The 9,151-nt window shown below is 63.7% G+C and carries 14 protein-coding genes; 8 read left to right on the top strand and 6 right to left on the bottom strand.

Going from position 1 to position 9,151, the window contains the following annotated elements; genetic code table 11:
- The 4 genes from VFG49_RS03005 to VFG49_RS03020 all read right to left on the bottom strand — a co-directional run.
- Positions 1–667 (bottom strand): glycosyltransferase (locus VFG49_RS03005; RefSeq protein ID WP_324858024.1); only part of this gene is annotated, 667 nt, incomplete at its 3' end.
- 333 nt (positions 668–1,000) lie between these two features.
- Positions 1,001–1,750, bottom strand: coding sequence for a response regulator transcription factor (locus VFG49_RS03010; protein ID WP_324858025.1), 750 nt, complete (start codon positions 1,748–1,750; stop codon positions 1,001–1,003).
- Positions 1,751–1,875: 125 nt separating this feature from the next.
- Positions 1,876–2,394 (bottom strand): hypothetical protein, encoded by a 519-nt coding sequence (locus VFG49_RS03015; RefSeq protein WP_324858026.1) that lies wholly within the window; start codon positions 2,392–2,394, stop codon positions 1,876–1,878.
- Between the two features lie 45 nt (positions 2,395–2,439).
- Entirely contained in the window at positions 2,440–2,781 is a 342-nt protein-coding gene (locus tag VFG49_RS03020; protein ID WP_324858027.1) for a glycine zipper 2TM domain-containing protein, read from the bottom strand.
- A 231-nt stretch (positions 2,782–3,012) separates the two neighbouring features.
- Here VFG49_RS03020 and VFG49_RS03025 point away from each other — a divergent pair, with 231 nt between their 5' ends.
- Complete coding sequence (locus VFG49_RS03025; RefSeq protein ID WP_324858028.1) at positions 3,013–3,234, top strand: hypothetical protein; 222 nt, start codon at positions 3,013–3,015, stop codon at positions 3,232–3,234.
- A gap of 189 nt (positions 3,235–3,423) precedes the next feature.
- On the opposite strand, the gene VFG49_RS03030 is transcribed toward VFG49_RS03025, so the two are convergent.
- Positions 3,424–4,017 (bottom strand): PA2169 family four-helix-bundle protein, encoded by a 594-nt coding sequence (locus tag VFG49_RS03030; protein ID WP_324858029.1) that lies wholly within the window; start codon positions 4,015–4,017, stop codon positions 3,424–3,426.
- A 96-nt stretch (positions 4,018–4,113) separates the two neighbouring features.
- Between VFG49_RS03030 and VFG49_RS03035 the strand changes: the two genes are divergently transcribed.
- Positions 4,114–4,338, top strand: coding sequence for a hypothetical protein (locus VFG49_RS03035; protein WP_324858030.1), 225 nt, complete (start codon positions 4,114–4,116; stop codon positions 4,336–4,338).
- Positions 4,339–4,344: 6 nt separating this feature from the next.
- Here the strand turns inward: VFG49_RS03035 and VFG49_RS03040 are convergent, their stop codons facing one another.
- The gene (locus tag VFG49_RS03040) at positions 4,345–4,719 is read right to left on the bottom strand and encodes a response regulator (protein ID WP_324858031.1); all 375 of its coding nucleotides are present in this window, start codon (positions 4,717–4,719) and stop codon (positions 4,345–4,347) included.
- A gap of 157 nt (positions 4,720–4,876) precedes the next feature.
- Here VFG49_RS03040 and VFG49_RS03045 point away from each other — a divergent pair, with 157 nt between their 5' ends.
- The 6 genes from VFG49_RS03045 to VFG49_RS03070 form a co-directional block, all read left to right on the top strand.
- Positions 4,877–5,734, top strand: a complete 858-nt coding sequence (locus VFG49_RS03045; protein WP_324858032.1) for an STAS domain-containing protein — start codon at positions 4,877–4,879, stop codon at positions 5,732–5,734.
- Between the two features lie 4 nt (positions 5,735–5,738).
- On the top strand, positions 5,739–6,101 hold the full coding sequence (locus VFG49_RS03050) for an STAS domain-containing protein (protein ID WP_324858033.1): 363 nt from the start codon (positions 5,739–5,741) through the stop codon (positions 6,099–6,101).
- On the top strand, positions 6,098–6,502 hold the full coding sequence (locus VFG49_RS03055) for an anti-sigma regulatory factor (RefSeq protein WP_324858034.1): 405 nt from the start codon (positions 6,098–6,100) through the stop codon (positions 6,500–6,502). Before VFG49_RS03050 ends, VFG49_RS03055 begins: the two co-directional genes overlap by 4 nt.
- Positions 6,493–7,512 carry an ATP-binding protein gene (locus VFG49_RS03060; protein WP_324858035.1) on the top strand — a complete coding sequence of 340 codons (1,020 nt, stop codon included), beginning with the start codon at positions 6,493–6,495 and terminating at the stop codon, positions 7,510–7,512. The genes VFG49_RS03055 and VFG49_RS03060 overlap by 10 nt, the downstream gene beginning before the upstream one ends.
- On the top strand, positions 7,505–8,377 hold the full coding sequence (locus tag VFG49_RS03065) for a sensor histidine kinase (protein ID WP_324858036.1): 873 nt from the start codon (positions 7,505–7,507) through the stop codon (positions 8,375–8,377). The genes VFG49_RS03060 and VFG49_RS03065 overlap by 8 nt, the downstream gene beginning before the upstream one ends.
- On the top strand, positions 8,364–9,151 hold a 788-nt coding region (locus VFG49_RS03070; protein ID WP_414649039.1), incomplete at its 3' end, for a response regulator. The genes VFG49_RS03065 and VFG49_RS03070, both read left to right, overlap by 14 nt.

The raw sequence follows: 9,151 nt of genomic DNA on the forward strand, positions 1-9,151 counted from the left end.
GGGGTTCGATGTGTTCGTGGAAGTACGCACGATCCACGGCATCGACCTTGGCGGCGATGCGCAGCGGAATGCCGGTTCGCCGCGCAATCGCAATGGCACGATCGGGACGCTTCTCCGGTGATATGCGTCCGAGGAACGCCAGGTAGCCCCCTCCCATGAGGCTGTGCCCGCGGTAGAGGTCCGCGGGAATGCCGTGTGGCACGGTGGCGATCCACGAGGCGTCGGGCAGCGGTGCGCGCTGCTGGCGCGAAATCGACACCAGCGGATACTGCGGCCAGCGCGCGTAGGCGTCGGCAAGGTCGGTGAGATCCAGCCGTCCGTGCAGCGTGGTGACGGTGCGCGAGGCTACGGCCTCGAACGCAGGCAGGTGCAGCAGGTCGATGTGGAAATGCAGCACGTCAAAGCGATCAGCCTGTTGCTGCACCTCATGCATCAACGCCAGATGCGCCGCGAGGTCCGATTTCAGAGGTCGCGGATCCAGCCGTATGGACTGCTCGCGCGTGGCATAGAGCTTCGCCCGCGTGCGTGCATCGGCACTGGCGAACAGGGTGACGTCGTGTCCGCGATGTACCAGCGCGTCGGTGAGGTAGGCGACGATGCGCTCCGTTCCGCCGTACAGGCGTGGCGGCACCGACTCATAAAGTGGGGAGATCTGGGCAATGCGCACGTATACCTCTCTGTAGCCCGGACGACGGGTGGGTATCGTCCGTTGGGTGTGAGAGTCCCTTCAGTGTCTCGCCGGATCAGCGGGCCTGTCGCCTGGGTCGCTCGCCCCGGCGGACACGTGCGCATGGTCGGTGGTCGGATAACGCGGCGAGCAGGCCAGTGGTGCCCGCCGTGCCCGCATGCCGCGGTTGGCTCGTCGCGCCATCCGTAATGGACACTTTGCGTTGTGCGAAGTGCAGCGGGCGTCGAAACTCCGTGTGGTTGTTTTCCTTCGGCAGAAAATGAAACGGCCATCGGTTTTCACCGATGGCCGTGCATCGAAAGTGTCAGGAATTCAGGCGATGGCAGCGGCCGCTTGCGTCGCCGGATTGGACTTGTTGGCCATGGGAAGGTCAGCCAAACGATAGCCTGCCGTCGGCAGCGTGTGCATCAGCGGTTTGTCGAACGGCTTGTCTATCGTGCGACGAAGAATATAAAGGTGCGAGCGCAAGGTGTCGGAGTCGGGCAGGGCTTCGCCCCAGATCTCGCGCTCCAGTCGTGAGCGGCTCACCACCCTCGGCGACTCGCGCATGAGGATACCCAGCAAGCGCAAGCCGATCGGCGACAGCACCAGTGGCTGCTCCGCACGCGTCACGGCCAGCGTGCCGGTGTCGAAGCTGAGATCACCCACGGTGAGAATCTCGCGCGATACCTGACGACGCTCGCGTCGGATCAACGCACGCAGGCGGCCATTGAGTTCGCGCAGGTCGAACGGCTTGCACAAATAATCGTCCGCGCCCATGTCCAGGCCGGCGACCTTGTCGTTGAGCGTGTTGCGCCCGGTCAGCATCAGGATCGGTGTGTTGCTCTTGTGCTCGCCACGCAGGCGGCGTGCCACCTCAAGACCGTCCATGCCGGGCAGGGCGCCGTCCAGCACGACCGCGTCGTAATCGTTGGAAGACGCCAGGTGCAGGCCGGTGATGCCGTCATAGGCGTAATCGACGGTATATCCCTGGGTTTCGAGGTATTCGCCGGTCGCCTGGGCGTTCTGGCGATTGTCCTCGATGAGTATCACGAAACCGGATCGACGTTTTTTCGAGTGCATGGCGGGTCCCACTGTGGTCGTGCTAAATGAATGCGTTGATCAAATCGCCGGCGTCGTGAGCCACGTGTGAAAACCCCGTTGGCGACGGCCGGAACCGTACAGAAATCCGGGGCATCTCGTCGCGCTCATGGCGCCCGCGCTTCGGAAGCGGTGGATACATCGTCGGCATTGTTGCGCTTGAGCACATCCTTGGCGACATCCTTCAGCTTGCCGCTCTCCGCGTGCACCGAGATGAGGATGTTGCCTTCCCGGATCTTCGCATCGTAGCGCCGGGCTTCGAACTCGGGCATGCCCATGCCCACCAGGCCACCCACCAGGCCACCGGCCGCCGTACCCACGGCGGCTCCGCTCAGGGCGGCCATGATCGGGCCCGCGGCGATGAAGGGGCCGGCGCCAGGGATCGCCAGCGCGCCAATCCCCGTTAGCCAGCCCACCGCCGCGCCCAGGCCCATGCCCGTGATGCCGCCCGCGGTAGCGCCTTCGGGCGCCTTGGTGTTGTGCTCGTGCGCAAAGTCCATCGTGCCGCGCTTGTCGGGCAGCAGTGCAGAGATATCGTTGTTGGTGAAGCCTGCCTGCCGCAGTTCCTGCAGGATGATTTCAGCCTGTTCGGCCGTACGCGCCATGCCATATACCGAAGTCTTCATGCCTTGCTCCTCAAGGTGAACCGGATCGATGGGGCTGGCGCGAGCTCAATAGTCTTCTTCGTGACAGCGGCGCTCGGTGGTGTAGGTGGCGTTGTTGTCCTGATGGTTCTTCTGTACCTGGTTGCCCACCACGCCGCCGGCGACCGCGCCGCCCACCGTGGCCAGCGTCTTGCCCTTGCCGCCGCCCACCTGGTTGCCGAGCACGCCGCCCGCTACCGCACCGATCGCCGTGCCGGCCACGCGATGCGTATCGCTGGAATTGACCTGCTTGACCTGCACGTTCTCGCATACGGTGCGCGTATGTCGAACGCTGTCGGTCTGCGCAAGGCTTGCGCCGCCGTAGGTGGTCAGGATGATTGCAGCGGTAAAGACGACTGGGGTTTTCATGATCGCTCCTCCGTTGATGTCGCTACGAGAGCTACGCTCCGCAAAGTGACCGACGGGTCAAAATTTCGCGCTGCAAGTCAGCATCGGTTTGGTTGCGTGTGCATGCATGAATGCTACGCAACGCGCGGTCACCACCGGCGTGTGAACACCGACATTCACGCAAAGCAGGCAAGGCATTCAGTGCGTAGGCGACAGGCTCGCGCTGCACGCAAACGACAGAGGCATTGCGCCATGCATGACCACACCGTGCCCTCGGGCGAAGTGCCCGCACCCGCGCCTGATCCCGTGAAACCGCCGACGCCGCCACAGCCGCCTGCGCCGGTAGAGCCACCCCATGCGCCCGAGCCGCCGCTGCCGACGCCGGAGCGTCCGCCCATGACCGATCCCGAACCACCACCGGTGCCCGTGCAGGACCCGATCCCGCCGCCTGATCAGCAGCCGCATATGCGTTGATGTGACGGGAGGTTGCGAGGGGCGTTGCCTCTGCATGAGCGCACCCAGTGCGCGAAAGGCCTGCGGAGCAGAGGCGTCGCGTAGTCCCATCGCGCACTGGGTGCGCTCCTGCGGGAACATCAAGGTTGCGCGAAAAAGTGGCGGGGCACGCCTGCGCGGCCCCGCCATCTTCATTGCACGATCATCCGCTCACTGCATCGAATGCTTGATCGCGCTCATCTGGTCATGTCCCTGGCGCACGGAAGCATAGGCAAGCTGGATGGCTTGGCGGGTGCCTGTCGACAGCTTGTCGTCCTTGAGGGCGTCGTCGTATTTCGCCTTGATGTGATCCTCGCCGCGCTCCACCTCGTCGATCACGGCCTTGTCGCCCTTGCTCATGGAGCTGCGCAGGCCGACGAACATGCGATGTGCGGAGGCCAGCACGGTGCCGTCGTCGGCAGGTTCACCACCTTCCTGGCGTACCGCTTCGCGCAGGCGGGTGGCTACCTGACGACGTTCCGCTGCACGACTCAGGAACAGGTCGCGGAACTGCGCGTTCTCGGCATCCTTGGCGGCCTCGGCATAACCATCGACGCTGTCGATGGTGGTTTCGATGAGATCGTTGAGAACATGGATTTCGTGACTTTGCTCGCTCATGGTCGTGCCCTCGTGGCGTGTGATGTTGGCGAACCATGACGATGTGTTCGTGAGGGCGTGGCAGCGCAAATGTAAAGTGCGCGGCAAGACGCGTTCAGGTGCATCGCTTGTTTTGCTCCCGTTGAATTCCGCTTCGCTGCTGCTCAATTCATTGGCCGTGCGTGATCGACATTACGGATACGCGACACGCCGACGACGCTGGTCCCGCCATGTTGCAAGCGTGCCGACGTCTTTTGCCATTCGATGACCAAGAATCGCTATTACCTGGAAAAGGATCTCGAGCGCCTGCAGGGCTATGCCATCGCGCTGGCGCGCAAATATCCGGAGCCGCGGCTGTTCTGGCACGAGTTCTCGGGGCTGGCCGAGGAAGTGATGCGCGATGCCGCGCGTGAAGATCACGATTGGGTGCTTCAGCGCGTGAGGGAGATTGTCACCGCCACAGGTGTCGGCGGGCCGCCGCGCATCTAGAAAGACTCAGGCAGCGGACTGGATCGTCGCCTGGAGAGCCGCCAGCAGCGCGCGGCGATCATAAGGCTTGTTGAGGTAATGGCCGCCGGATGCGGTCCAGGCAGGGTCGGGCGCCGCTTCACCGGAAGTGAGCAGGATGTTCAAGCTGGGGTAGGCAAGGCGCGCGCGGCGCGCCAGTTCCATGCCGTTGACGGCGCCAGGCATGTTGATGTCGGCGAACAGCACGTCGGGACGCTCATCCTTCAGCCACTCGCAGGCCAGGTCTCCGTTGGCCATCGCGATCACCTGGTGACCCTCCGATTCGAGCAGCAGGGTGGCGATGGTGCGTATGCCATCGTCATCTTCGACCAGCAAAATAGTGAGGGAAGGTTGAGAGATCATGCTGCGCGAGTGACAAAACGGAAGGCCATAACCTTTCTCGATAAGCGGTGAACCGTCAAGGTTTTGTCAAAATTTGAAGGCGTCCACGTTTTCTTCACCGGCTATTCCAAAGCAGCGCAGGTTCACCCATGATGAATGAATTCCGTGGGAGACAAGCATGTCGATTCTGCAGCAGACCACCATCGATGCCATCCGCAACGGCGAGGCGCCCCTGCTTGCGAGCTGGATCAGCAACCTGGAGCAGGGCGGCGCGCTGCGCGACAGCCGCATCAGCAAGGAGGAGGTGTCCGTACAGGCGAAGGATTTCCTGCGCCTGCTGGTAGCCGCTTCGGCGACTGGTGATGCGGCAGACCTCGCCAAGTCCGAATGGGCCGACTCGCGGCAATTCCTGGAGTCGCTGTCGCGCAGTCGCGCGCTGCAGGGTTTTGACTCGCACCACACGGCGTACTTCATCTTTTCACTGAAGCGTCCCTTGTTCGACCTGCTGCGGTCCACCTACGAGCATGACCCGCAGGTGCTCACCTCGGAGCTTTGGGCGATATCCGAGCTGCTCGATACGCTGGGCATGCATACCATTCGTGCGTTCCAGAAGTCCCGCGAGGACGTGATCATGCGCCAGCAGGAAGAACTGCTGGAGCTGTCCACGCCGGTGGTGAAGCTGTGGGACGGTGTGCTTGCCCTGCCGATGATCGGCACGCTCGATTCCCAGCGCACGCAAGTGGTGATGGAGTCGCTGCTGCAGCGCATCGTGGAGACCGGCTCCGAGATCGCCATCATCGACATCACCGGCGTGCCGACCGTGGACACGCTGGTGGCGCAGCATCTGCTGAAGACGGTGACGGCGATTCGCCTGATGGGCGCGGACTGCATCATCAGCGGTATCCGCCCGCAGATCGCACAGACCATCGTGCATCTGGGCCTGGATCTTGGCGGCATCGTGACCAAGGCCAACCTCGCCGACGCATTGGCCCTGGCGTTGAAGCGTTCGGGCCTGAGCGTGGTGAAGGCCGGCTGATCCCATGGACCACATTCCCATTCTGCGGATGGGCGACTTCCTGCTGGTCACCATCCAGGTCGACATGCACGACCAGCTCGCCATGACCCTGCAGGACGACCTGTCGACCAAGATCAGCGAGATTTCGGCCAAGGGCGTGCTGATCGATATTTCGGCGCTGGATATCGTCGATTCCTTCATCGGCCGGATGATCGGCATGATTTCCGGCCTCTCGCGCATCATGGATGCGCAGACGGTGGTGGTGGGCATGCAGCCGGCGGTGGCGATCACCCTGGTCGAGCTGGGCCTGACCCTGTCGGGAGTGAGCACCGCGCTCGACGTCGAGCGCGGCATGAGGCTCTTGAGAGAGAGCGTGCAAAGCCAATGATTACGGACAAGAGCGGCACGTGCCCGATACGAAGCGAGCAGGATGTCGTGCTCAGCCGCCAGCTTGTGCGCAGAATCGCCCAGCAGCACGGCCTGCGCCTGGTGGACCAGACCAAGCTGGTGACGGCCGTGAGCGAACTGGCGCGCAATGCGGTGATCTACGGCAAGGGCGGCGACATGGACTGGTCGGTGATCGACAGCGGCGCGCGCACGGGCGTGCGGCTGGTGTTCCGCGACAACGGCCCGGGCATTCCCGACATCAAGCAGGCGATGACGGACGGCTGGACGTCCGGCAGCGGACTGGGCCTGGGGCTGGCCGGCGCCAAGCGCCTGGTCGACGAGTTCGAGCTTCAAAGCGCGCCAGGGGAAGGCACTCGCATCACCATCATCAAATGGAACTGAGCCTGCGCGGGACACCAGGGCTGGCCATCGCGATCGACGAGGCAAGCCAGGTCGGCCAGGCGCGCCGAAGCTCGCTGCAAATGGCCACGCAATTGGGCTTCGACGACAACGACAGCGGCCGCGTGGCGTTGGTGGCCACGGAGCTTGCCACCAACGTGATCAAGCATGGCCGGGGCGGCTCCATTTATCTGCGTGAGGCGCCTGGCCGCCAGGGCATGGGCGTGGAGCTGACCGCGGTCGATCGCGGCCCGGGATTCGACCTGGCGGCCTGCCTGCAAGATGGGTTTTCCACCAGCGGCACGAATGGCATAGGACTGGGCGCCGTGCAGCGGCAAGCCCAGGTGATGGACGCCTATGCCGACCACCGCGGCTCGGTGGTGATGGCGCGGATCTATCCGCGGCAATCGCCGGGCAGTGCCGACATCCGTTTCGGCGTCGTGGTGTTGCCCATTCATGGCGAGCACTACTGCGGCGATGGCTGGGCGTTGGCGATGAAACACACGCTGTGCTCGGTGATGGTCGTCGACGGCCTGGGACATGGCGAGGCGGCATCGATCGCAGCCGTGGCCGCACAGGATGCGTTCCTGTCCGAGCCACTGGCCGAACCGGCAGCCCTGATGGGCCAGCTACACCAGGGCATGACGGGCACGCGTGGCGGCGCCGTGGCGATCGCCAGGCTGGACCTGGGGCAAGGCACGATGCGCTTCGCCGGCATCGGCAATATTTCGGCAGGACTGGTGTCCCCGCAGGGTACGCGCGGCCTGGCATCCCATCCCGGCATCGTGGGTTCGCAATTCCGGCGCGCCCAGGCGTTTGATTTCAGCGATATCATCGGGCAGCTGCTCATCATGCACAGCGACGGCCTGCAGTCGCGCTGGCGGATGGCGAACTATCCGGGATTGAGCAGCCGGCATCCGGCGGTCATCGCCGCCGTGCTGCACCGTGATTTCAGCCGCAACCGAGACGACGCGACGGTGGTGGTGATTGCCCTGGAGCGAATGCATGGCTAACTCCATCGACCCCAGCCAGCAGCAGGACGAGCTGCAGCGATTGCGGCAGGACAACGAGTCGCTTCGCTCCGAACTGGACGAAACCAACCTGGGCGTCGTCGCGCTCTATGCTGAGCTCGACAAGCAGGCCGAGCAGTTGCGCGAAGCGTCCGAGCTGAAGAGTCGCTTCCTGTCGTACATGAGTCATGAATTCCGCACGCCATTGGGCTCCATCCTCAGCATGACGCGGCTCATGACCGACGAGATGGATGGCCCGCTCACCGTCGAGCAGCGCAAGCAGGTGGCCTTCATCTCCACCGGTGCGCGCGAGTTGAGCGACATGGTCGACGATCTGCTGGACCTGGCGAAGATCGAGGCAGGTCGCATCACCATCTCGCCGGCATGGTTCGACATGATGGATCTGTTTTCGGCGCTGCGCGGCATGTTTCGCCCGATCACCGAAAGCACCGAGGCCGACCTCATTTTCGAAGATCCCGAGGGCATGCCACGGCTTTATACCGATGACCGCAAGCTGGCGCAGATCCTGCGCAACTTCATTTCCAATGCGCTGAAGTTCACGCCCAAGGGCACGATTCGCGTTTCCGCGCATATCCTCAACGAAAACGAAGTGTGCTTCGCCGTACGGGATACCGGCATCGGCATTCCTGAAGACCTGCAGCAAGACCTGTTCAAGGATTTCAGCCAGCTGGAATCACCCCTGCAGAAGCGGCTGCGCGGCACGGGCCTTGGCCTGTCCCTGTGCAAGCGCTACGCCGAACTGCTGGGCGGGCACGTGGGCATGGAAAGCAAGGCGGGCGAGGGTTCCGTATTTTTTGTCGTATTGCCGCGCAAGCTTCCGGAGACATCTGCCGATGCCGCACCATAGCCCGTTGCTGATCGTCGACGACAATGCCGCCACGCGCTATTCGATGCGGCGCGTGCTTGAGCGTCACGGTTATCCCGTGATGGAGGCCGGCACGGGCACGGAAGGATTATCGTTGCTTTCGCAGCAGGGGTTCGCCGGATTGATCCTGGACGTGAACCTGCCTGACATGAGCGGATTCGATATCGTGCGCCAGCTGCGTGCCCAGCCGGAGACGCGCTTGCTGCCGGTGATCCACGTCTCCGCCGCATCCATCGAAACGGGCGACCTCATCACCGGCCTGGATGCGGGGGCGGATGCCTACCTGGTGCATCCGGTCGACCCGGACGTACTGCTGGCCACGCTGCGCACGCTGCTTCGCGTGCGCAGGGCGGAAGACGCGCTGCTGGAAAGCGAGGAGCGTTTCCGGGAGATCTTCCTCAACACCGCGGCGCCGATCGCCGTCATCGATTCCGCGCTGACCATCCACGAGGCCAACGAAGCATTCGCTCGCCTGCTGGATGGCACCATCGAGGAGAGCCGCCTGCGGGCCTCGTTCGAACCATCGGAAAATCAAAAGCTCGGGCAGCTGCGCGAACACCTGGCCGCGGGCAAGCGCTGGCGTGGCACGCTGTCGATGCGGGTGCGCGATGCCATCCGCTACATCGACTGGCGCGTTGCCCCCTACCGCGCACCGGACCTGAGCCTGGTGTTTGTCGAGGACGTCACCGAACAGTGGAAGCGCGAGGAACGGCACTTCGCTGCGCTCGAATCGGTGAACACACAGCTGGCCCAGGA

It is taken from the genome of Dyella sp., from assembly GCF_035685885.1.
Lineage (GTDB): Bacteria > Pseudomonadota > Gammaproteobacteria > Xanthomonadales > Rhodanobacteraceae > Dyella.

Bases quoted from the DNA above. Each gene is read 5' to 3' on its own strand.
- VFG49_RS03040 (WP_324858031.1), bottom strand. From the start codon at position 4,719: ATGATCTCTCAACCTTCCCTCACTATTTTGCTGGTCGAAGATGACGAT.
- VFG49_RS03015 (WP_324858026.1), bottom strand. From the start codon at position 2,394: ATGAAGACTTCGGTATATGGCATGGCGCGTACGGCCGAACAGGCTGAA.
- VFG49_RS03050 (WP_324858033.1), top strand. From the start codon at position 5,739: ATGGACCACATTCCCATTCTGCGGATGGGCGACTTCCTGCTGGTCACC.
- VFG49_RS03035 (WP_324858030.1), top strand. From the start codon at position 4,114: ATGACCAAGAATCGCTATTACCTGGAAAAGGATCTCGAGCGCCTGCAG.
- VFG49_RS03020 (WP_324858027.1), bottom strand. From the start codon at position 2,781: ATGAAAACCCCAGTCGTCTTTACCGCTGCAATCATCCTGACCACCTAC.
- VFG49_RS03065 (WP_324858036.1), top strand. From the start codon at position 7,505: ATGGCTAACTCCATCGACCCCAGCCAGCAGCAGGACGAGCTGCAGCGA.
- VFG49_RS03060 (WP_324858035.1), top strand. From the start codon at position 6,493: ATGGAACTGAGCCTGCGCGGGACACCAGGGCTGGCCATCGCGATCGAC.
- VFG49_RS03055 (WP_324858034.1), top strand. From the start codon at position 6,098: ATGATTACGGACAAGAGCGGCACGTGCCCGATACGAAGCGAGCAGGAT.
- VFG49_RS03045 (WP_324858032.1), top strand. From the start codon at position 4,877: ATGTCGATTCTGCAGCAGACCACCATCGATGCCATCCGCAACGGCGAG.
- VFG49_RS03025 (WP_324858028.1), top strand. From the start codon at position 3,013: ATGCATGACCACACCGTGCCCTCGGGCGAAGTGCCCGCACCCGCGCCT.
- VFG49_RS03010 (WP_324858025.1), bottom strand. From the start codon at position 1,750: ATGCACTCGAAAAAACGTCGATCCGGTTTCGTGATACTCATCGAGGAC.